The 19,828-nt window shown below is 72.9% G+C and carries 21 protein-coding genes; 10 read left to right on the plus strand and 11 right to left on the minus strand.

Annotated features, from left to right (window positions below):
- The 3 genes from ACFY7C_RS21550 to ACFY7C_RS21560 all read left to right on the plus strand — a co-directional run.
- Positions 1-536: LPXTG cell wall anchor domain-containing protein (locus ACFY7C_RS21550; RefSeq protein ID WP_389652965.1), on the plus strand; the 536-nt coding region annotated here is incomplete at its 5' end.
- A 116-nt stretch (positions 537-652) separates the two neighbouring features.
- Entirely contained in the window at positions 653-1,153 is a 501-nt protein-coding gene (locus ACFY7C_RS21555; RefSeq protein ID WP_389652967.1) for a hypothetical protein, read from the plus strand.
- Between the two features lie 349 nt (positions 1,154-1,502).
- Complete coding sequence (locus ACFY7C_RS21560; RefSeq protein ID WP_389652969.1) at positions 1,503-1,784, plus strand: chaplin; 282 nt, start codon at positions 1,503-1,505, stop codon at positions 1,782-1,784.
- A 104-nt stretch (positions 1,785-1,888) separates the two neighbouring features.
- Here ACFY7C_RS21560 and ACFY7C_RS21565 read toward each other — a convergent pair whose 3' ends face one another.
- Together ACFY7C_RS21565 and ACFY7C_RS21570 are read right to left on the minus strand one after the other, a co-directional pair.
- Entirely contained in the window at positions 1,889-2,755 is an 867-nt protein-coding gene (locus ACFY7C_RS21565; protein WP_389652971.1) for a tyrosinase family protein, read from the minus strand.
- Positions 2,739-3,137 carry a tyrosinase family oxidase copper chaperone gene (locus tag ACFY7C_RS21570; protein ID WP_389652973.1) on the minus strand — a complete coding sequence of 133 codons (399 nt, stop codon included), beginning with the start codon at positions 3,135-3,137 and terminating at the stop codon, positions 2,739-2,741. Before ACFY7C_RS21570 ends, ACFY7C_RS21565 begins: the two co-directional genes overlap by 17 nt.
- A gap of 149 nt (positions 3,138-3,286) precedes the next feature.
- Here ACFY7C_RS21570 and ACFY7C_RS21575 point away from each other — a divergent pair, with 149 nt between their 5' ends.
- The 3 genes from ACFY7C_RS21575 to ACFY7C_RS21585 are packed head-to-tail and all read left to right on the plus strand — an operon-like array spanning position 3,287 to position 5,526.
- Positions 3,287-3,790: a DUF5949 family protein gene (locus tag ACFY7C_RS21575; protein ID WP_389652975.1), complete on the plus strand. Its 504-nt coding sequence runs from the start codon at positions 3,287-3,289 to the stop codon at positions 3,788-3,790.
- A gap of 19 nt (positions 3,791-3,809) precedes the next feature.
- The gene (locus ACFY7C_RS21580) at positions 3,810-4,460 is read left to right on the plus strand and encodes a vitamin K epoxide reductase family protein (RefSeq protein ID WP_389652978.1); all 651 of its coding nucleotides are present in this window, start codon (positions 3,810-3,812) and stop codon (positions 4,458-4,460) included.
- A gap of 1 nt (position 4,461) precedes the next feature.
- Complete coding sequence (locus tag ACFY7C_RS21585) at positions 4,462-5,526, plus strand: glycoside hydrolase family 26 protein (protein ID WP_389652980.1); 1,065 nt, start codon at positions 4,462-4,464, stop codon at positions 5,524-5,526.
- On the opposite strand, the gene ACFY7C_RS21590 is transcribed toward ACFY7C_RS21585, so the two are convergent.
- A complete protein-coding gene (locus ACFY7C_RS21590; protein WP_389652982.1) occupies positions 5,483-6,124 on the minus strand; it encodes a TetR family transcriptional regulator in 642 nt (213 codons plus the stop codon). The two genes, ACFY7C_RS21585 and ACFY7C_RS21590, sit on opposite strands and share 44 nt — an antisense overlap.
- Before the next feature lie 50 nt (positions 6,125-6,174).
- Entirely contained in the window at positions 6,175-6,867 is a 693-nt protein-coding gene (locus ACFY7C_RS21595) for a hemolysin III family protein (RefSeq protein ID WP_389652984.1), read from the minus strand.
- Positions 6,868-7,074: 207 nt separating this feature from the next.
- On the opposite strand from ACFY7C_RS21595, the gene ACFY7C_RS21600 reads away from it, so the two are divergent.
- Complete coding sequence (locus ACFY7C_RS21600) at positions 7,075-8,898, plus strand: phosphoenolpyruvate carboxykinase (GTP) (RefSeq protein WP_389652987.1); 1,824 nt, start codon at positions 7,075-7,077, stop codon at positions 8,896-8,898.
- A 150-nt stretch (positions 8,899-9,048) separates the two neighbouring features.
- On the opposite strand, the gene ACFY7C_RS21605 is transcribed toward ACFY7C_RS21600, so the two are convergent.
- From ACFY7C_RS21605 to ACFY7C_RS21620, 4 genes are read right to left on the minus strand one after another with little or no spacing between them, the layout of a single operon-like run.
- The gene (locus ACFY7C_RS21605) at positions 9,049-9,663 is read right to left on the minus strand and encodes a hypothetical protein (protein ID WP_389652990.1); all 615 of its coding nucleotides are present in this window, start codon (positions 9,661-9,663) and stop codon (positions 9,049-9,051) included.
- A complete protein-coding gene (locus tag ACFY7C_RS21610) occupies positions 9,650-11,308 on the minus strand; it encodes a substrate-binding domain-containing protein (RefSeq protein ID WP_389652992.1) in 1,659 nt (552 codons plus the stop codon). The genes ACFY7C_RS21605 and ACFY7C_RS21610 overlap by 14 nt, the downstream gene beginning before the upstream one ends.
- A complete protein-coding gene (locus tag ACFY7C_RS21615) occupies positions 11,305-12,513 on the minus strand; it encodes a toxic anion resistance protein (RefSeq protein WP_389652994.1) in 1,209 nt (402 codons plus the stop codon). Before ACFY7C_RS21615 ends, ACFY7C_RS21610 begins: the two co-directional genes overlap by 4 nt.
- Positions 12,510-13,631 carry a hypothetical protein gene (locus ACFY7C_RS21620; RefSeq protein WP_389652997.1) on the minus strand — a complete coding sequence of 374 codons (1,122 nt, stop codon included), beginning with the start codon at positions 13,629-13,631 and terminating at the stop codon, positions 12,510-12,512. Before ACFY7C_RS21620 ends, ACFY7C_RS21615 begins: the two co-directional genes overlap by 4 nt.
- A gap of 100 nt (positions 13,632-13,731) precedes the next feature.
- On the opposite strand from ACFY7C_RS21620, the gene ACFY7C_RS21625 reads away from it, so the two are divergent.
- Positions 13,732-14,217 carry a hypothetical protein gene (locus ACFY7C_RS21625; RefSeq protein WP_389653000.1) on the plus strand — a complete coding sequence of 162 codons (486 nt, stop codon included), beginning with the start codon at positions 13,732-13,734 and terminating at the stop codon, positions 14,215-14,217.
- 84 nt (positions 14,218-14,301) lie between these two features.
- Here the strand turns inward: ACFY7C_RS21625 and ACFY7C_RS21630 are convergent, their stop codons facing one another.
- Together ACFY7C_RS21630 and ACFY7C_RS21635 are read right to left on the minus strand one after the other, a co-directional pair.
- A complete protein-coding gene (locus ACFY7C_RS21630; RefSeq protein WP_389653003.1) occupies positions 14,302-14,694 on the minus strand; it encodes a hypothetical protein in 393 nt (130 codons plus the stop codon).
- Between the two features lie 112 nt (positions 14,695-14,806).
- Positions 14,807-16,018, minus strand: a complete 1,212-nt coding sequence (locus ACFY7C_RS21635) for a pyridoxal phosphate-dependent aminotransferase (RefSeq protein WP_389653006.1) — start codon at positions 16,016-16,018, stop codon at positions 14,807-14,809.
- A 126-nt stretch (positions 16,019-16,144) separates the two neighbouring features.
- Between ACFY7C_RS21635 and ACFY7C_RS21640 the strand changes: the two genes are divergently transcribed.
- Positions 16,145-16,597 carry a hypothetical protein gene (locus ACFY7C_RS21640; protein WP_389653009.1) on the plus strand — a complete coding sequence of 151 codons (453 nt, stop codon included), beginning with the start codon at positions 16,145-16,147 and terminating at the stop codon, positions 16,595-16,597.
- Between the two features lie 98 nt (positions 16,598-16,695).
- Complete coding sequence (mptB, locus tag ACFY7C_RS21645) at positions 16,696-18,219, plus strand: polyprenol phosphomannose-dependent alpha 1,6 mannosyltransferase MptB (RefSeq protein WP_389653012.1); 1,524 nt, start codon at positions 16,696-16,698, stop codon at positions 18,217-18,219.
- A gap of 10 nt (positions 18,220-18,229) precedes the next feature.
- Here the strand turns inward: mptB and ACFY7C_RS21650 are convergent, their stop codons facing one another.
- The gene (locus ACFY7C_RS21650; protein WP_389653015.1) at positions 18,230-19,822 is read right to left on the minus strand and encodes an amidohydrolase family protein; all 1,593 of its coding nucleotides are present in this window, start codon (positions 19,820-19,822) and stop codon (positions 18,230-18,232) included.
- Between the last annotated feature and the right edge of the window lie 6 nt (positions 19,823-19,828).

Consider the following 19,828-nt stretch of genomic DNA (forward strand, 5'->3'; position numbering starts at 1 on the left):
CGGACGAGCCGGGGGAGTGCGAGGAGGGCGAGTCGGGTCCGGACTGCGAGCCGGACCACCCGACGACTCCGCCGGGGTCGTCCACCCCGCCCGGGTCGTCGACCCCGCCCACCCAGCCGGACGAGCCGGGGGAGTGCGAGGAGGGCGAGTCGGGTCCGGACTGCGAGCCGGACCACCCGACGACTCCGCCGGGGTCGTCCACCCCGCCCGGGTCGACGACGCCGCCGGGATCGACCACCCCGCCCACCCAGCCGGACGAGCCGGGAGAGTGCGACGAGGGTGAGAACGGACCCGGCTGTGAGGGCCCCGGAGGCACCACCCCGCCCGGCAGCACCACTCCTCCCGGGGGCACGACCCCGCCCGGCGGCACCAACCCGCCCGGCAACCCCACCCACCCCGGTGAGCACCCCCACCTCCCCGACACCGGCGGCGACTCCGCCGCCCTCATGGGAGCCGCCGCGATCAGCGCCGCGCTCCTCGTCGGCGGCGGCGTGATGTACCTGCGCGGCGGGCGACTGGTCCGCGGCCGGCACTGACACACTTCGCTGACGCGACGTCAATCCGGGCCCCCACCCTCACCGGTGGGGGCCCGAGTGTTGCTGCACTCAGGGGAATCCCGTCACGAAACACCCCCGCAACTCGTTTGCAGGACATGAATCTGCGATCTCACGCCGGCCTGGGCCTCCTCGCCGCCGCCTTCGCCTCCGCCGCCCTGGCGACGCCCGCCACCGCCGACGCGCCCGTCATCGTTCCCCTGCAGGGCCTCGAGCCGGTGCTCCCGATGGACGCCCCCTCGGTGGCCACGGGTGTCCCCACCCCCATCCCCGGTGCCCCCACCGGCTTCCACGAGGGTGTCGGCGGCCTGCCGGACCTCACCCTGCCCCGTATCCCGCTCAGCAGCACCCTCTCGGAGACCGACGTGGCGGCTCCGCTGCCCGAGGTCCTCAGGGACAGCGAGCCCGGCACCGCCGCGCTCACCAGCCCGCGCTCCGAGATGAAGGCCGTCACCCCCGGCGCGACGGTCGGCAACCCGGTGGCCGACCCCCACGGCGCGCCTCTCGGCCTGCCGGAACTCGGCGTCCCGCAGGTCGGCGTCCTCACCCCCGCGCTGAACGGGGCCCTCGACCCCCAGCTGGGCCTCGCGCCGTCCTAGGACCGACGGGTCCTTCCTGCGACGGTCTTTTTGTACGACCGATGACCCGGCGGGTGAAGACACGATTCTTCCCGCCACCCGAGGGACCATGGCTCGTTGCACCGGAAGGCTTGTCGCATGGCCGCGGCTCACGGATCACCGCCTGCTCCGTCGTATCCGGCGGCGGGTGGGTGGTGGTCCGCGGGTCATTCCTTCCCCCCTTCCGTCCTTTCGTACCCGCGTTCCTCCGTTCTTCCGTTCGCTTCATTCCCGTTCGGCGCAACGGCCGTGACTTGTATGCCGTTTCGCCGTTGAAGGGCATACGTGGCCGTGATTCTCGCGGTCGCTTTCCACGTTCAAGGAGTTCCTGATGTCTCGCATCGCGAAGGCTGCCGCTGTCATCGCCGGCACCGGTGCCGTTGCCCTCAGCGGAGCCGGCATGGCCGTCGCCGACTCGGGCGCCGAGGCCGTCGCCGCCCACTCGCCCGGTGTCGGCTCCGGCAACGTCGTGCAGGTCCCGGTCCACGTGCCGATCAACCTCTGCGGCAACACCGTCAACGTCATCGGCCTGATCAACCCGGCCTTCGGCAACCAGTGCGCGAACGTCGACGGTGGCGGCGACCACAACCGTGACGGCGGCTACGGCGGCTGACCCCCGCCTCCCCGCCAGGACGAAGCGTCCCCCCGGCCCACGCGGGCCGGGGGGACGCTGTCGTGCGAGCCCACTCGCGCGAGCGTCCTGGGACGAGCGCGCCCTCAGCCGTACCGGTAGATCGTGCTGTGGTCGAGCAGCTCCGCCGGCGTCACGTTCCACGGACCCATCCGCTCGTGCAGCGCGGCCACCTTGCGGTACTGCGGGTCGCCCAGCGGCGGCGGATCCTTCGGCAGATAGCCAGCGCCCGGGTTCCGGGCCTGCCAGCGCGACCACAGCAGGTCGACGAAGGCGTGGTGCAGCCAGAACACCGGGTCGTTGACCGATGCGCCGCCCAGCATCAGGCCGCCGACCCAGCGGTGCACCCGGTTGTGCAGCCGGAACCGGTCGTTGCCCGTGCCCTGGGCCCAGCCCTCCAGCCGGTTGCGGAAGCCGGAGCCGCTGGTCGAGTTCCAGGGCGACGCGTCGTAGACCCGCTCCCGCAGCACCTCTTCCACCTGCGTGGCCGTCGGCAACGTGATCGGATTGTTCGGGCGGCCGAAGTCCCGGCTCAGGAAGCGCTGTTCGGTCATGCCGTGCCGCACGGTCCACCGGCCGCTCGCGTAGGCGAAGGGGCCGGTCATGACCTGGAGGTCGCCGCGCCGGCCGTTGCCGCCGAGGAAGTCCTCGCTCCACAGGGAGGCGGCCGGGGTGTTGTCCCTGGTCCAGTCCCAGTACGGCACGGTCACCGACGGGTCGACCGCCCGCAGCGCCCGCTCGAACTCCAGCAGGAACTTGCGGTGCCAGGGCAGGAAGCTCGGGCACATGTGTGCCACCCGCAGTTTGCCCTCGCCGTCGGCGACGTAGTAGTCGATGTGGGTGCGGACGAAGTCGTCGTACTTCCCCGTCCGCTTGAGCTCGAGGACGGCCGAGACGAAACGCTTCCGTTCGGCGCTCGTCAGATCGCGCTGGTTCTTACGCGTGTACGCCACGGGGGCTCCCTCCCGGACGGACGCCGTGGGCGGCGGCGTGGCGGGTGAGCGGGGCGGACCCCGCCGCGTCCACGGCCGCGCGGGTGGCGGCCAGCGGCGTGGGACACGACTCGTAGTGGTCGAGCGGGCTGACGTAGCCGCCGTCGGCGCAGCGCATCAGGTGCAGCGGCCGGCCGTCGACGAGGACCACGGGCGCGCCGGACGGTCCCGTACGGCCCTGGATGTGGCGGCCGCCGTACATCTCGTCGAAGGCGGACGGGTCGTCGGGGGTCTCGCGTCCGGACTCCGGCGCGCCGGCGATCCGGGCCAGGGCGCCGCCGGTGAAGGCGGTCACGGCCAGTGCGAAAAGGGATCGCAACGCCACGCGGCGCGGGACGATCATGAGCGATCTCCTGTCGTCGACGGATGCCCTATGGGCACAACGAGGGAAACGCCGGTTCGTTGCGCCGGAAATGCCACGGGACGGAATGTCGGCCGAATGAGTGAATTCGGTGAAGGGTGGTCCGTGTTCGTCCCCTAGCATCCGGGTTCATGACCACTTCCAACGCCGCGTCCCTGGCCCACAGCGCCCATTCGATGGGAACGCTCACCGCCATCTCGTGGATCCTCGGGCCCACCGACGACATGCCCGCCACCCCCTTTCTGATGGTGTATTCGATCGGGGACGGTCTGCACGGCCCCGAGGCCGGCGAGGCGGAGCTCCGGCAGACCCTGGAGGGCATGGGCGTGCCGATCGGCGGCACCGTCGTCGACGCCGGCCAGGACCGGGGGATCGGCGCGCATCTGCTCGTCGAGGCGGAGCGGGCCGTGCTGACGCTGCCGTTCACCAACGCGCAGTGCCCGGTGTCGGCGGAGTGGCAGGCGGCGGCCTACGAGAACGGGCACGTCATCCTGATGGTCCCGGTCGTGCCGTGGCCGGACGGGCAGCCGGGCGTGCCGGTCCCCGAGGACCGTCTGCAGGCCTTCATCACCTCCGAGGAGGTCGTGAAGAACGCGGCCCACATCGCCGTGCCGGTGAGCCGGATCCAGGGCTGAGCGGACAGGGGGCGACCTCATGACGGCGGTCAACGTGCGGGACGGGGTGCCGGGCCGGCAGCAGCGGCGGGAAGCGGGCCACGCGGGCGGAGCGGGGATCGGCGCGAGCCGGGCCTTCGCCTGGATGCTCGTCGTGACGGGCGCGGCCGGTGTGCTGGCCGGCTGGGTCATCACGATCGACAAGATCAAGCTGGCCGAGGACCCTGGCTTCCAGCCGGGGTGCAGCCTGAACCCGGTCGTCTCCTGCGGCAACATCATGAAGAGCGAGCAGGCGGCCGTGTTCGGCTTCCCGAACCCGATGCTCGGTCTCGTCACGTACGCCGCCGTCGTCGCGGTGGGCGTCGGCCTGCTGGCCGGCGCCCGCTACCGGGGATGGTTCTGGCTCGGGCTCAACGCCGGGATGCTGTTCGGCGTGGGCTTCTGCACCTGGCTGATGCAGCAGTCGCTGTACGAGATCAACTCGCTGTGTCTGTGGTGCTGTCTGGCCTGGTGCGCCACGATCACCATGTTCTGGTACGTCACCGCGCACAACGTGCGGGGCGGGGTGCTGCCCGCGCCCGCCGCCGTGAAGGGCTTCCTGGGCGACTTCACCTTCGCGCTGCCGGTGCTGCACATCGGGATCATCGGCATGTTGATCCTGACCCGCTGGTGGGAGTTCTGGACCAGCTGACGTGCGCCTCCTCCTCTCCTGGCCGCGGGTGGCACTGGCCGTGCTGCTCGCGGCCGTCCTCGCGTTCCTGCTGCCGTACGAGGGGCTCGCCCCGGGTGAGCGGCACACCGGGGAGCGGCTCGCGCCGCCGGGGACGCAGCCGGAGCCGGTGCCTCCGCCGGAGGTGCCGGCGGACGTGCCGGCGGACGTGCCGGCGGGCTTCTTCACCGGCTCCGACGCGGCCGGGGTGCGCCGGATCGCGGAGGTGGAGAAGTGGCTGGGCGGGGCGCCGCTGACGGTCGGGCACACCTATCTGCCGGGCGACCGCTGGTCCAACATCGAGGGGCATCCGGCGCTGTTCGAGCCGTGGGCGCGGTGGAAGGAGGAGCGGCCGGGGCGGCTGTTCGTCCTGAACGTGCCGTTGCTGGACCGCAACGAGGAGGGGCTCGGCGACGCGGAGGTGCGGGCGGGTCTGCGGCGCGGTGCGGCCGGGGAGTTCGACCGGCATTTCCGGACCCTGGGGGAGCGTCTGGTGGAGCACCGGCTCGCCGAGGCGGTCCTCGTCCTCGGCTGGGAGATGAACGGCACGACGTACGCCCATCGCTGCGGCCCGGACCCGGAGCGCTGGAAGGCGTACTGGCGGCGGGTGGTGTCGGTGCTGCGGGAGGTGCCGGGACAGCGCTTCCGCTTCGACTTCACGCCGAGCCGCGGGACGGACGCCGTCGCCTGGCCGCGCTGCTACCCGGGCGACGACGTCGTGGACATCGTCGGCCTCGACGCCTACGACCAGCCCGAGGGGCTCTCCTTCGAGGAGCAGGTGACCGAGCCGTACGGTCTCGCCTTCCACGCCCGGTTCGCCGCGGCGCACGGCAAGCCGGTGTCGTTCCCGGAGTGGGGGCTGTTCCGCAACGGGGACAACCCGGCGTACGTACGGGGGATGCTCGACTGGTTCGCGCGGCACCGGCCGGTGTACCAGACCTTCACGGACTACTGCCCGCACGGGGTGTGGGCGTGTGCGGACAACCCGGTGTCCGGCGAGGTGGTCAGGGGCGCGCTCGGCGCGGGGAGCGCGTCAGGCCGGTCTTGAGGGTGTCGACGGTCCGGTCGAGGAGGGCGACGAGGTCGTCGCCCCGGCCGCGTTCGGCCCAGAAGACGGTGGCCTCGCGCAGGGCGCCGAGGACGGCGGCGGTGAAGACCCGTACCTCCAGGTCGTCGGGGGCGCGGCCGGTGCGCTCGGCGACGGCGCCGGAGAGCAGCCGGCCGGTCTCGGCGGTGGTCTCGGTGAGCCGGGCGCGGACGGCGGGGATCTCCACCATGAGGCGGGCGCGCAGCCGGGTCTCCTCCGGCTCGCGGTCGAGGGCGGCGGTCACCGCGTCGAGGACGACGGCCCGCAGCGAGTCGAGCGGGTCCTCGCCGGCGGGGCGGGCGCGCAGCCGGTCGACCAGGAGCTCGTCCTGGTCGTCGGTGAGGAGGATGTCCTCCTTGACGGGGAAGTAGCGCAGGACGGTGGAGGCGGAGACCTCGGCCGCCGCGGCGATCCGCTCGACGGTGGCGGCCTCCCAGCCCTGCTCGGCCGCGAGCCGGTAGGTGGCCTTCCGGATCGCGGCGCGGGTCTTGAGCTTCTTGCGCTCGCGCAGCGAGGGGCGGGGCGATGCGGAGGGCGTGTCGGCGGCCATGGCCGTCATTGTGCCTGGTCAGACAGGGCGGGCCCGGTCAGGCAGTCGGGCGGGCCTGGTCAGGCGTGCTGGTAGGCCACCAGGGAGATGCCGACGTAATGCGCGATGAAGGCGGCGAGGGTGAGGGAGTGGAAGACCTCGTGGAAGCCGAACCAGCGGGGTGAGGGGTTGGGGCGCTTGATGCCGTAGATGACCCCGCCCGCGCTGTAGAGCAGACCGCCGACGATCACGAGGACGAGCACGGCGATGCCGCCGGTCCGCATGAAGTCGGGCAGGAAGAAGACGGCGGCCCAGCCCATCGCGATGTAGCAGGGCGTGTACAGCCAGCGAGGGGCGCCGACCCAGAAGACCCGGAAGGCGATGCCGGCCGCGGCCGCGACCCAGACCGCCCACATGAGCGGCCGGCCGGTGGAGTCCGGGAGCAGGAGCAGGGTCAGCGGGGTATAGGTGCCCGCGATGATCAGGAAGATGTTGGCGTGGTCGAGGCGCCGCAGCACGGCCTCGCCGCGCGGGCCCCAGTCGCCCCGGTGGTACAGGGCGCTGATGCCGAACAGCAGGCAGGCGGTGAGGGCGTAGACGCCGCAGGCGATCCGGGCCCTGGGCGACTCGGCGAGGGCGACCAGAACGATCCCCGCGACGATCACCGCGGGGAACATTCCGGCGTGCAGCCAGCCTCTGAGTCGCGGTTTGAGAGGGATCGGCAGCGCCGGGCGCTGTTCCGCGGTGATGAGGTCCGGCGTGGCTGCAGTCATGGCCCCGCATGGTACCGAGGTCATCGTAAGGAGCGGATATGAGTGGCGATGAGTGGCGATGCTCACGTGTGAGGCCCTCTGGACATATGGGCGCTACCATCGGATGATCAAATGAGTGCGGTCGGCACCGGATGAGCGCCTACGACGCATCCGGGTCGCAGCCCCCAAGGGGCATACATCTAAAAAACCCCTCTACAAGGAGCAATCGTGGCGCGCGACAACGCGGCTCCCTCCACCGTCCCCACCCAGCACCGGGAGCTCGTCTCCTGGGTCAACGAGATCGCCGAGATCACCCAGCCCGACCGTGTCGTCTGGTGCGACGGGTCCGAGGCCGAGTACGAGCGCCTGTGCGAGGAGCTCGTCGCCAAGGGGACCTTCAAGAAGCTCGACCCGACCCTGCGCCCGAACTCGTACTACGCCGCCTCCGACCCGACCGACGTCGCGCGCGTCGAGGACCGGACCTTCATCTGCTCCGAGAAGGAGGAGGACGCGGGCCCGACCAACCACTGGAAGGCCCCGGCGGAGATGAAGGAGATCTTCGCGGGCGAGAAGGGCATCTTCCGCGGCTCCATGAAGGGCCGCACGATGTACGTCGTGCCCTTCTGCATGGGCCCGGTCGGCTCCCCGCTCTCCGCCATCGGCGTCGAGATCACCGACTCCGCCTACGTCGCCGTCTCCATGCGCACCATGACCCGCATGGGACAGGCCGTCCTCGACGAGCTCGGCACCGACGGCTTCTTCGTCAAGGCCGTCCACACCCTCGGCGCCCCTCTGGAGGGGGGCCAGGAGGACGTGCCGTGGCCCTGCAACTCCACCAAGTACATCTCGCACTTCCCCGAGACCCGCGAGATCTGGTCGTACGGCTCCGGCTACGGCGGCAACGCCCTGCTCGGCAAGAAGTGCTACGCCCTGCGCATCGCCTCCGTCATGGCCCGTGACGAGGGCTGGCTCGCCGAGCACATGCTCATCCTCAAGCTCACCCCGCCGCAGGGCGAGTCCAAGTACGTCGCCGCCGCCTTCCCGTCCGCCTGCGGCAAGACCAACCTCGCCATGCTGGAGCCCACGATCTCCGGCTGGACGGTCGAGACCATCGGCGACGACATCGCCTGGATGCGCTTCGGCGAGGACGGCCGCCTCTACGCGATCAACCCCGAGGCCGGCTTCTTCGGCGTCGCGCCCGGCACCGGCGAGCACACCAACGCCAACGCCATGAAGACCCTGTGGGGCAACGCCGTCTTCACCAACGTCGCGCTCACCGACGACAACGACGTGTGGTGGGAGGGCATGACCGAGGACGCCCCGGCGCACCTCACCGACTGGAAGGGCAACGACTGGACGCCCGCGTCCGAGACGCCGGCCGCCCACCCCAACGCCCGTTTCACCGTTCCCGCCTCGCAGTGCCCGATCATCGCGCCCGAGTGGGAGGACCCGAAGGGCGTGCCGATCTCGGCCATCCTCTTCGGCGGCCGCCGCGCCTCCGCCGTCCCGCTGGTCACCGAGTCCTTCGACTGGCAGCACGGCGTCTTCCTCGGCGCCAACGTGGCCTCCGAGAAGACCGCCGCCGCCGAGGGCAAGGTCGGCGAGCTGCGCCGCGACCCCTTCGCCATGCTGCCGTTCTGCGGCTACAACATGGGCGACTACATGGCGCACTGGATCAAGATCGGGCAGGGCGCCGACCAGGCCAAGCTCCCGAAGATCTACTACGTCAACTGGTTCCGCAAGAACGACGAGGGCGCGTTCGTCTGGCCCGGCTTCGGCGAGAACAGCCGCGTCCTGAAGTGGATCGTCGACCGCCTCGACGGCAAGGCCGACGGCGTCGAGACCCCCATCGGCGTGCTGCCGACCAAGGAGGCCCTGGACCTCGACGGTCTGGAGCTGCCCGAGGCCGACCTCGACCTGCTGCTCACCGTCGACAAGGACGTCTGGCGCGAGGAGGCCGCCCTGGTCCCCGCGCACCTGGAGACCTTCGGCGAGCACACCCCGAAGGAACTGTGGGACGAGTACCGCGCCCTCGTGGAGCGCCTCGGCTAGTCCCCCCGTGACTCGTGGCGGGTTGCCCCGATTTCCGCCCTGACCAGCTGGGGTCACGACGGCCCGCCACGACGCATCCGGCCCCCGGAGCCCCCTCACGGCTCCGGGGGCCGGCGCACGTCCGGCGCCCTCCGCGTCCCTGAGGCCGGCTCAGTGGCCTCGTTCCTCCAGATAGCGGGTGTGCGTCTGCTGCCGCAGGGCCTCCGCGTCCTGCAGCGCGGCCGCGATCGCGGCCGCCTCCGTGCGCAGCGCCTCCAACTGCCGCTCCAGATGGCGCTCCGGCGACTCCCCGCCCGGCACCACGCGGGTCCACCACCGCGTCCGTAGATACGCGTCGACGGACTCCGGGATGTCCTGCCGCACCGCACGGGCCAGCACCCGCACATGCTCCGGGTCGCTCACCCAGCCCGGTTCGAGCAGCGCCGCCACCAGCGCGTCCAGCTCCGTCAGCCGGCCGCGCGCGGCCGGCGGCAGCTCCACCTCGGCGAGATAGCCGCGCAGCGTCACCAGGTCCGCGCGCAGCGCGTCGAGCTGGTCGGCCGGCTCCGGGAACTCCGGCGCGGACGGACGCTCGGGCGGGGCGATCAGCGCGCCCGCCGCGTACAGGCCCGCCACCACCAGCGGCCACAGCACGCCCGCCGCACCGGTCAGCGTGAGCACCACCCCGACCAGGCCGCAGGCGCAGCCCGCGAGGTTCTTGCGGGACTCCACGTACCGCAGCGCACAGCGCAGGGCGCGCAGCACCGTCGGGTTACTGATAGCCACGGATCTCCTCGAAGGCCCCGTCCAGGGAGCCCTTGGTCGCGTCGAAGAGCCGGCCGCCGGTGAGATGCGCGATGTGGTCCAGCTCGCCGCGGTCCGAGTCCCCGAACAGGACGGGGAAGACGGGGGTGCGCTGCCGCTCGGCGGGCAGGGCCCGGTAGAAGGCGTCGAAGTCGGCGGCCCGGGCGCCGTCGGTGTTCTCGCCGTCCGTCATCAGCACGATCGAGGTGAACGCGTCCCCGGGCGGCGGGGAACCGGACGGCGAGGAACCGGACGGCGAGCCGAGGAAACGGTACGCCTCCTGCAGGCTGGAGTAGATCGCCGTGCCCCCGGAGGCCGTGAGCCCCCGCGCGTCGGCCCGGATCGCGTCGAGGGCCGCCCGGGGCGAGGCGGGATCGACCGTGTGCGTCCGGACCTCGCCGGTCTTCACCGACGAGCCGAACGGCATCAGCGTCACCTGCTCGCGGTCCCGGAAGTCGCCGGTCAGCTCCGCGAGCGCCGACCTGAGCCGGTCCAGACGCTCCCCGGCCATGGAACCCGAGGTGTCGAGGACGTAGACCGTGCGGGAGGGCCTGCGCAGGGTGTTGTCGTACGCGTCGAGCAGCCCGTCCGCGACGGCCCGGCTGCCGGGGAACGGCAGTTCGCGGCGCTGGTCCCGCGCGAGCCCCGGGGCCGGATCGACGCCGGCGACCACCGGGCGGCGGAGCGTGGAGTCGGTGATCCGGCGCTGGACCTCGGGGGTGCGCAGGTGCTCGGCGAGCCTCCGGGCCGCGTCCTTCGCCTCCGGGCGCGCCGAGGTGAGCAGGGTCAGCGGATAGTCGGCGGTGACCACACCGTCGGTCGGCCGGATCACCGTCAGCCCGGTCGAGGAGGAGAGCAGCACCGACTCGTAGTTGATCAGCGCGTCGACGTCGGTGCGCCGCTGGTAGGCGGTGGCCAGCCAGCCGGAGGAGCCCGAGGTGAGCTTCTGTCCGGTGAAGAACTCCTTGAGCTTCGGCGTGGCCGCCCGGACGTCGTCCTGGGTCAGCGCGGCCTGGGCGCCGGAGAGCCCCGAGGCGACCGAGACCAGCGCGGAGAGACCGGAGTTGGACCGCTTGGGGTCCGTCATCCCGTACGTGAGCCGGCCGGCGGCGACGGCTCCGTGCACCTGCGACCAGGTGACCTTCGCCGGGTCCCAGCCCAGCCGGGTGACGACGGCGGGCCGGACGCCGAGGGCGACCGGGGAGGTCATGACCGGGGTCTCGCCGGTGATCCGGCGGGCGGTGTCGGGGCGGAGCCGCAGATAGTCGTTGGAGGAGAGCCACACGGCGTCGTAGGCGCCGTCGGCCTTTCCGGAGGCGATCCGCTCGACGGCCTCCAGGGTCCCGACGTACGTGGGCCGCACCGAGACACCGGTCTTCAGCCGGGCCGCGTCCAGGACCGGGGCCATGTCCGCCAGCTCTGAGGAGGCGAGGACCCGGAGCGTGCCGGGCACGGCCTTGGTGTCGTCCTGCTCGGCACGGCCGGTGTGGTCACCGGAGCAGGAGCCGGCGGTGGCGGTGACCAGGAGGGCGAGGGCCAGAGCGGCGAGGAGCCGGGAGCGGGAGCGGAGTCCCGTGCGGGAGCGGAGTCCCGTACGGGGGTGGGGAGGGCGGGGGCGGAGTGTCATGCGGGGGCACCACCCTCCAGCGCGCTCGTGCGGCGGCTGCGCTCCAGGTGGGCGTTGGCCTCCTGGAGTCCGGCCGTCAGGGACTCCACCGTCGCCGCCATCGCCTCCGTCGCCCCCGCCCTGTACGTGTCGATGGCGTCGAGGGTCCGGTAGATCTGCTGGAACGCGGTGCGGAGCGTCTCCGCGCCGACCGCCGGATCCGCCGCGATCCGCTGGATCTCGCCAGCCTGCCCGGCCAGCATCTCGGCGTTGCCCCGGATCAGGTCCTCCGTCGTGGACCGCAGGACGTTCACCTGCTCGGTCACCTTCCGCTGGTTCTCCAGGGCCGAGGCGAGCATCACGGCGATCCGCAGCGCCGACAGGGTCGTCGTCGCCGCCCGGTCCACGCCCTTGATCAGCTCGTCGTTGTTGCGCCTGACCACGTCCATCGCCAGATATCCCTGGGCGCAGACGGCCAGTTGGGTCAGCAGGTCCTGGTGTTTCTGGCGGACCGGGAAGAGGACGTCGGCCCGCAGCGCGTCCGCCTCGCCGGGGTCCGGGGTGCGGGCGATGCGCTCCTCGACGGCCGCGTCGAGCGCCTGGGTGAGCACCACGTACTCCTGGAGCCTGCCCATGGTCTCCCACAGCCGGGCCCGCTCGGTCCCCAGCGCCGCGTTGTCGCGCCGCAGCTCGTCCTGGCCGCCGCGCAGGGAGCCGACGATCCTGTTCAGGGTGGCCTGGGAGGAGGCGTACTTCGCGACGTGGTCGCGGAACCGGTTGCCGCCGGGCAGCCGGGCGAGCAGCCGGCGGGCCCCCTTGCCGGGGGTGTCGCGCGGGTCCAGGTCCTCGACGGTGCGGCGGAGCTCGACGAGCGAGGAGCCGACCCCGACCTGGGCGTCGCCGCCGCCCTGCCCGAGCGAGCGGACGGTGCGGTCCAGCATCCGGTTGGACTGCTGGGCGGCGGCCCGCATCTCGCCCGCGCCCAGCGCGGCGATCTCGCCGATCCGGCCCGCGAACTCCGGTGAGCGCGGGTCGAGTCCGGACAGCGAGCCGACGTACTCGGCGGCCCGGCGGGACATCTCCGCGACGACGGACTCGTCCAGCGGCACCAGACCGGTGGCCTGCTCGGCGCGCACCGGCGGGACGGGATCCGGCGGGGTGAGGACGAGCGGGGTCTCCGCGCCGGGCGGTGTCCCGTGTGTGGCGTCGTGTGCCGGTGTGGTCATGCGGTGTCCCCCTGGTCGCGGGCCCGCAGCGCCATCGCGTGCAGCACCGCGGAGGTGGGCACGGGCGCCTGCCGGACACCGGTGAGCGTCTGGTTGAGGTAGCCGGTGTGTCCGGCGGTGGCGGCGGTGAACTCGGCCGCCGCGCCCTGGGGGCGGAATCCGTGCCGGACCGCGAGCTTGCGCAACTCGGTATCCGTGGAAAGGAGTTCGCCGAGGGTGCGGCCGGCGTCGGTGAGCGGGACGAGGGTGTGGTCGCTGTTGACGGTGGTGTCCGGGTAGAGGACGACCAGGTCGCCCATGTCCGTGCCGGCGAGGAGCTGGGCGGCGACCTGTGACTCGTAGACCAGGACCAGCGGGTTGCCGACGCCGCTGACGAAGTCACGGAACGGCGCGTCCGAGCCGGACTGCTGGGCGCCCTGCACCTGGATGAGCTTGCGCAGCAGCGGCGCGGTGCGGTCCACGGCCGCCTTGTCGCCGGCCACCCGGCCGCCGTCGGCGACATAGCTCGCCGCGGCGAGGTACAGGGCGCCCGAGTTGGACGCGACGGGGTCGGTCGAGGTGATGAAGAGGGTGCCGCGCAGCTCGGCGTGGGCGGCGGCTCCCTTGAGCTGTTGCCAGCTGCGGTCGGCGCGGGCGGCGTCGAGGTAGGCCTCCATCCGCAGGCTGCCGGTGCGGCCGCCGGGGCCGAGCGCGGCGAGCCCGTTGTCCGCGAGGACCGTGGCGGCGGAGCTGTGCGCGACCACCACGAGCGGCGAGTAGAAGGGCCGCAGCGGGGCCGTGGTGACTTTTGCCTTGGCCTTGAGCTCGTCGGCGGGCGCCTTGGCGGACGGGAACGCGAAGTCGTAGCCGGTCAGGGGCAGTTCCTCCATGTCCCAGGACCCGGAGGTGTCCGTCCGTACGGTGAGGCCCTTGGCCGCCAGGGCCGCCACCACCGCCGGGTCGGCGAAGAACTCCGCCTTCTCCGACCCGATCACTCCTCGCACGGTCTTCGTTGCCGTGCCGTTGTCGCCCTTGTCGCCGCCCACCACGAGGGCGGCGGCCACGCCGCCGAGGAGCAGGACGGCGAGGACGATTCCCAGGATGCGTCTCACGCGGGCAGCGTGCTCGCGGAAACCCACATTCCAGGGGGAGTTGGGTGTACGGGCGGTGAAGCGACGATCCCGGTAGGGAACCGGAGCGAGGTGTACCGTGGGCGGCCGTCGAGGCGGGGGTGGGCGGATGTCGCGTGGGGCGGCCGCGGTGCTGTGGGTGGTGGGGGCGCTGGTGGTGCTGGTGCCGGTCGGCGGCATCGTGGCGTATATGTGGGCCGTCGGGAAGAACCACGAGAACCTGCGCTTCCCGTCGCAGGACGTGACGGTGGCGCGCTGCGCCCTGGACCCGGTGTCGAAGCGGCCGGTGGCCGAGTTGTCGATCACTAGCCAGGCGTCCCGCAGGGGCACGTACACGGTGACCGTGGAGTTCCAGGACGAGCGGGAGAAAGCCGTCGGGCAGGGCGTCGGGGTGGTCGAGGACCTCGCGCGCGGGGCGACCGGGCGGACGGTGGTCGTGGGCGCGAAGGCGTACGAGGGCGGGGGCGGCAACGGGAGCGGGGCCGGGAAGCCGCGGTGCGTCGTGTACGACGCCGACTTCACGTCGACGGAGCCGACCGGGTCGGCCGGTTCCGCCGGGCCCACGGCGACCGCCACCCCCCGGCCGGGTGCGTAAACCGGGCCTGCGGCGGTCGGGAGGGCCTGAGGGGGTGGGTGGCGCCCGGTCCGCGCGGGGTCGTGGCCGCGCGGACCGGGGCCGTCAGGGGGCGGCGACCAGGGATTCCCCGGCGAGCGCCGCGGTGTGCGCGTCCATGCGCTCGGCGGCGAGGATCGCGGCGGCCGTGTCGGCCCGGGAGGCGGCGACGACCAGGGCGCGGCCGGCCAGGGCGTGGGCCCTGCGGTGCAGCGCTTCGGGGGCGGAGCCGCTCAGGCCCGCGTGGCGGGCCGGCGGCGCGCCACGGAGCCGGGCCACCTGGCGGGCGATGAGCTCGCCCGCCTCGGTGTCACCGAGCTCGTCGGTGACCGCGAGCAGGGCGGCCAGGTGGCCGGCGAGCTGGATGTCCAGCTCCTCCTCGCGGGAGCGGTGCGGGTAGCCGTTCTGGTCGTCGTCGGCCATCCGGTGGACCGACTTCGTACGGATCGGTTCGTACATGGGGATGGCCTCCAACGGTAGCTCTGGAGACATCCTAGCTTAGATTCAATCTAAAGTTGAGCTGCGTCGAGAAACGTGGACGCTCGGGGGCGTCCGGCGCAGCGCCCGGCGCTCAGTGCTGGCTGTAACCGTCCAGGAAGTTCCCGATCCGGGTCACCGCGTCCGCCAGGTCCGTGGCGTTCGGCAGCGTCACGATCCGGAAGTGGTCCGGCTCGTGCCAGTTGAAGCCCGTCCCGTGCACCACCATGATCTTCTCGGCCCGCAGCAGGTCCAGGACCATCTGCCGGTCGTCCTTGATCTTGTACACGCTCGGGTCGAGCCGCGGGAACAGGTACAGCGCGCCCTTCGGCTTCACGCACGTCACGCCCGGGATCCGCGTCAGCAGCTCGTACGCCGTGTCGCGCTGCTCCAGGAGCCGTCCGCCCGGCAGCACCAGGTCCTCGATCGACTGCCGCCCCTGCAGGGCCGCGGCCACCGCGTGCTGGGCCGGCATGTTGGCGCACAGCCGCATGTTGGCGAGGATCGTCAGCCCCTCGATGTACGAGGAGGCGTGCGCCTTCGGGCCGCAGACCGCGAGCCAGCCGGAGCGGAAGCCCGCCACCCGGTAGTTCTTGCTCATCCCGTTGAAGGTCAGCACCAGCAGGTCGGGGGCGATCGCGGCGGTCGGGGTGTGCGTGGCGCCGTCGTAGAGGATCTTGTCGTAGATCTCGTCCGAGCAGACGACCAGGTTGTGGCGGCGGGCGATCTCCGTCAGGCTCCGCAGCATCTCGTCGTCGTAGACGGCGCCGGTCGGGTTGTTCGGATTGATGATCACGATCGCCTTGGTCCGATCGGTGATCTTCCGCTCGATGTCGGCCAGGTCCGGCATCCAGTCCGACTGCTCGTCGCAGCGGTAGTGCACCGCCGTACCGCCAGCCAGCGACACCGACGCCGTCCACAGCGGATAGTCGGGAGCCGGGACGAGCACCTCGTCGCCGTCGTCGAGCAGCGCCTGCATCGACATCTGGATCAGCTCGGACACCCCGTTGCCGAGGTAGATGTCCTCGACCGAAAGGGGGATGCCCTTGGTCTCGTAGTGGCTCATCACCGCGCGCCGGGCGGACAGCAGGCCCTTGGCGTCGCCGTAGCCGTGCGCCTCGGCGAGGTTGCGCAGCATGTCCTCGAGGATGGCCGGCGGGCACTCGAAGCCGAAGGCGGCCGGGTTGCCGGTGTTGAGCTTGAGGATGCGGTGACCCGCAGCTTCCAGCCGCATCGCCTCTTCGAGCACCGGGCCCCGGATTTCGTAACAGACGTTGGCGAGCTTCGTGGACTGGATCACCTGCATGACGAGAGCTTACGGCGGTGGCGGGTGTCGCGCTTCGTGTTTTGGGACACGTCGGGCACCCGTCCGGCACTCCGGACTGTGACCCGCGTCGCTCCGGCGCTGTCGTGCTCCCTACAATCACGCCTCGTGAGCCAGTACGAAACGGGGGGCGCCGAGCCCCCGAGACGGCGCCGTCACGCCACGAAGCGCCGGGGTCCCGGCCCGCTCTGGATGATCGGGAGCGGGGCCGTCGTGGTGGTCGGCGTCCTCGCCGCCGTCACGGCCCTCGACTCCGGACCGGCCGGCCGCGCGCCGGCCGTCGACGACGGGCACCCGGGCATGCCCGCCCTGATCCGGCCCGAGGCCGGAGCCGGGGACGGGGCGGACGACGGAACCCCGACGTCCGCCGTGGTCGACCCGTCCCGTTCGGCGAGCGGCTCGCCCACCGCCCAGGTCACCCCCACCCCCACCGCCACCACCGGACCCTCCGGCGCCACCCCTTCCGGAACCCCGTCCACCGGGACCACCGGAGCCACCGGCTCCGCCCAGCACCCGGGGAAGTCGGGCTCCGCCCCCGGCGTCACGAAGAAGCCGAGGTAGGCCATACGGGAGGGGTAGGCCATACGGGAAGGGGGAGGCGGCGGCCCTGGGGGGAAGCCGAGGTGGCCCGGCCGGGCCGCAGGATAGGTTGTCCCGTCATGTGGGTTTTCAGCACCGCCGGCTGCCGGTGGCTCGGCGCGGCCGGATCGCTCGCCGTCGCCGCCGGCGGCTGGGCCGCCGGAACGCTTCCCGTGCGCGGCGGGCAGGGCCTGTGGCAGCCGCACGGCTCCGCCCTCACGGTCGCCGGCGCGGTCCTCGCGTACCTCGGCCTGACCCTGCTGCTCGCCGCCTGGTGGCAGTACGGGCGGCAGCTCGCCGCCGGAGCCCGTGACCGGGTCCTGGTGACCCTCGGCTGGTGGGCGGGCCCGCTGCTGCTCGCCCCGCCGCTCCACAGCGCCGACGTCTACAGCTACGTCGCCCAGGGCGCCATGGTCCTCGAAGGCCACGACGTGTACGGGGCCGGGCCCTCCGTCCTCGGCCCCGGCGACCTCGGCCACGACGCCGCCGCCAGCGTCGGCGGGCACTGGACGGACACCCCGGCCCCCTACGGCCCCGTCTTCCTCGTCCTCGCCCAGGCGGTCGTCAAGCTCACCGGCGGCGCGGTCGTCCCCGCCGTCCTCGGCATGCGACTGCTCGCCCTCGCCGCGCTCGCCCTGATCGTCCGGGCGGTCCTGGGCCTGGCCCGCGAGACCGGGCCCGGGCGCAGCCAGGCCGGGGAGGGCCGGGTCGGCGTCCACGGCGCCGGGGCGCTGTGGCTCGCCGCGCTCAACCCGCTCCTCCTCATCCACGTGGTCGGCGGCATGCACAACGACGGCCTCATGATCGGCCTCATGCTGACCGGGGTGCTGCTCGCGGTCCGCGACCGGTGGGTGCTCGGCAGCGCGGTCATCGGGCTGGCGACGATGGTCAAGTCGCCCGCCGCCGTCGCGCTCCTCTTCGTCGGGATCCTCCTCGCCCGCCGTTGGGGCGGCGGCGTACGGAACCTCCTGCGGGGTCTCGTCCTGCCCGGCGCGGTCGCGGCCGCCGTCGCCGCCGGGGCGACGCTGCTCGCCGGCACCGGCTTCGGCTGGCTGCGCACCCAGAGCGTGGCCGGCACCATCCACACGGCGCTCTCCGTCTCCAGCGACCTCGGGCTCGGCCTCGGCCTGCTCGTCGCGGACGATCCGGAGCCGGTGAAGGCCGTGGTCCAGAAGCTGGGCCTGCTCGCCGCGCTCGTCCTGATCGCGTTCCTCGGGCGGCGGGCCTGGCAGGGCCGCCTCTCCCCGGTCCTTGCCCTCGGCCTCTCCCTCCTCGCCCTGGTCGCGCTGTCGCCGATGGTCCAGCCGTGGTACCTGCTGTGGGGCACCGCCACCGTCGCCGCGGCCGGCGTCTGGCACACGCGGCCCGCGCAGTTCCTCGCGGTCCTGTCCGCGGCCCTCACGTACGAGACGGCGCCCTCGGGGCACACCCCCGCGTACGGCTTCGCGCTGGCAGGGCTTGCGCTGGCGGTAGGGCTGCTGTGGGCGCGCCGGGAGCGATGGCCCGCGGCGGCGCCCGCGCATCCGCCGCGGGCCCTCGCGCCCGCCGGCACCACGGGGACATCGCGCCCCCACGGCGCGGATTCGGCTCCGGACGCCCCCTAGGGACGGGTGGTCAGGGCCGGGGCGTGCGCCGCACCGAGCGGCCCGGCAGGGCGTCCGTCCGCCGGCCGTCCTCGATGACGAAGCGTCCGTCGACCAGCACGTGCGGGATGCCGACCGGGAGCGTGCGGGGGGAGTCGTACGTGGAACCGGCCGCGACCGTCGCCGGGTCGAAGAGGACCAGGTCGGCGACGTAGCCCTCGCGGACGAGCCCGCGGTCGGGGAGGCGGAGGCGCGCGGCGGGGCGGGCGGTGAGGTGGGCGACGCACTCCTCCAGGGAGAGCACGCCCTCCTCGCGGACATAGCGGCCGAGGTATTCGGGAAACGTGCCGTACGCCCGCGGATGCGGCTTGGCGCCCTGGAGGATGCCGTCGGAGCCGCCGGTGTGGACCCGGTGGCGCATGATCGCGCGCACGTTCTCCTCGTGCCCGACGTGCTGGAGGACCGTCGACCCGAGCCGGTCCTCGACCAGCAGACGGCGGGCGGTGGGCCAGTCGGCCAGGCGGCGGCCGACGAAGCCGGCCAGGGCCGGGTCGGTCACGCCGGAGACCTCGAGGGTGTCCCATTCGACCGGCACCCCGTGGCAGCCGTCCGAGCCGACCTCCTCCAGGTGGTGGCGGATCCGTTCCGCCGTCGCGTCGTCGCGCAGCCGCGCCAGGAGCACCTCGGGGCCGCCCTCGTGGGCCCAGCTCGGCAGCACGGCGACGAGCGTGGTGCAGCCCGGCGTGTAGGGGTAGGTGTCGAGGCTGATGTCCGAGCCGCCGGCGAGGGCCTCGTCGAGGAGGGCGAGGAGCTCCGGCGCCCGGCCCTCGTTCACGCCGAAGTTCATGGTGGCGTGCGCGAGGTGGAGGGCGCAGCCCGCGTCCCGGGTGAGCCGCACCATCTCCTCGTACGCCTCCAGCGCGCCCGCCCCGTAGGAGCGGTGGTGGGGGCAGTAGTAGCCGCCGTACCGCGCCACCACCCGGCACAGCTCGGTGAGTTCGGCATCGGGGGCGTACATCCCGGGGGTGTAGGTGAGCCCGGAGGACATGCCGACCGCGCCCTGCTCCAGGCCCTCGGCGACCAGCCGCCGCATGTGGTTCAGCTCGGCCTCGGTGGCGGGCCGGTCCTCCCAGCCGACGGCGTGCATCCGGACCGTGCCCTGGGGGACGAGGTAGGCGGCGTTGACGGCGACGCCCCGGTCGAGCCGGTCCAGGTACTCGCCGACCGTGCGCCAGTCGAAGTCGACGCTCGTGTCCCCGGGCGCACCGCCGTTCCAGCCGGTGATCGCCCGGCGGACCTCGTCGAGGGTGCGGTCGTCGACGGGCGCGTACGACAGGCCGTCCTGGCCCAGGACTTCGAGGGTGACGCCCTGCGCGGCCTTCGCGCTGTGGTCCGGGTCGCGCAGGAGCGCGAGGTCGCTGTGGGCGTGCATGTCGATGAAGCCGGGGGACAGGGCGAGGCCCTCGGCGTCGACGACGCGCCGGGCGGTGGGCCGCTGGCAGCCGGCCGCCGCGCCCTCCTTGACGATCGCGGCGATCCGGCCGTCCGCGAGGGCGACGTCGGCGCGGTAGGAGGGCGCGCCGGTGCCGTCGACGACCTCCGCGTCACGGAGGACGAGATCCATGGCGGG

Source organism: Streptomyces sp. NPDC012769, assembly GCF_042901205.1.
Taxonomy (GTDB): domain Bacteria; phylum Actinomycetota; class Actinomycetes; order Streptomycetales; family Streptomycetaceae; genus Streptomyces.

What these genes read in the sequence shown, in the direction of transcription:
- mptB (WP_389653012.1), top strand. Translation starts at nt 16,696, where the DNA reads ATGTGGGTTTTCAGCACCGCCGGCTGCCGGTGGCTCGGCGCGGCCGGA.
- ACFY7C_RS21590 (WP_389652982.1), bottom strand. Translation starts at nt 6,124, where the DNA reads ATGACGGCCATGGCCGCCGACACGCCCTCCGCATCGCCCCGCCCCTCG.
- ACFY7C_RS21630 (WP_389653003.1), bottom strand. Translation starts at nt 14,694, where the DNA reads ATGTACGAACCGATCCGTACGAAGTCGGTCCACCGGATGGCCGACGAC.
- ACFY7C_RS21595 (WP_389652984.1), bottom strand. Translation starts at nt 6,867, where the DNA reads ATGACTGCAGCCACGCCGGACCTCATCACCGCGGAACAGCGCCCGGCG.
- ACFY7C_RS21575 (WP_389652975.1), top strand. Translation starts at nt 3,287, where the DNA reads ATGACCACTTCCAACGCCGCGTCCCTGGCCCACAGCGCCCATTCGATG.
- ACFY7C_RS21635 (WP_389653006.1), bottom strand. Translation starts at nt 16,018, where the DNA reads ATGCAGGTGATCCAGTCCACGAAGCTCGCCAACGTCTGTTACGAAATC.
- ACFY7C_RS21650 (WP_389653015.1), bottom strand. Translation starts at nt 19,822, where the DNA reads ATGGATCTCGTCCTCCGTGACGCGGAGGTCGTCGACGGCACCGGCGCG.
- ACFY7C_RS21555 (WP_389652967.1), top strand. Translation starts at nt 653, where the DNA reads ATGAATCTGCGATCTCACGCCGGCCTGGGCCTCCTCGCCGCCGCCTTC.
- ACFY7C_RS21625 (WP_389653000.1), top strand. Translation starts at nt 13,732, where the DNA reads ATGTCGCGTGGGGCGGCCGCGGTGCTGTGGGTGGTGGGGGCGCTGGTG.
- ACFY7C_RS21610 (WP_389652992.1), bottom strand. Translation starts at nt 11,308, where the DNA reads ATGACACTCCGCCCCCGCCCTCCCCACCCCCGTACGGGACTCCGCTCC.
- ACFY7C_RS21615 (WP_389652994.1), bottom strand. Translation starts at nt 12,513, where the DNA reads ATGACCACACCGGCACACGACGCCACACACGGGACACCGCCCGGCGCG.
- ACFY7C_RS21560 (WP_389652969.1), top strand. Translation starts at nt 1,503, where the DNA reads ATGTCTCGCATCGCGAAGGCTGCCGCTGTCATCGCCGGCACCGGTGCC.
- ACFY7C_RS21580 (WP_389652978.1), top strand. Translation starts at nt 3,810, where the DNA reads ATGACGGCGGTCAACGTGCGGGACGGGGTGCCGGGCCGGCAGCAGCGG.
- ACFY7C_RS21570 (WP_389652973.1), bottom strand. Translation starts at nt 3,137, where the DNA reads ATGATCGTCCCGCGCCGCGTGGCGTTGCGATCCCTTTTCGCACTGGCC.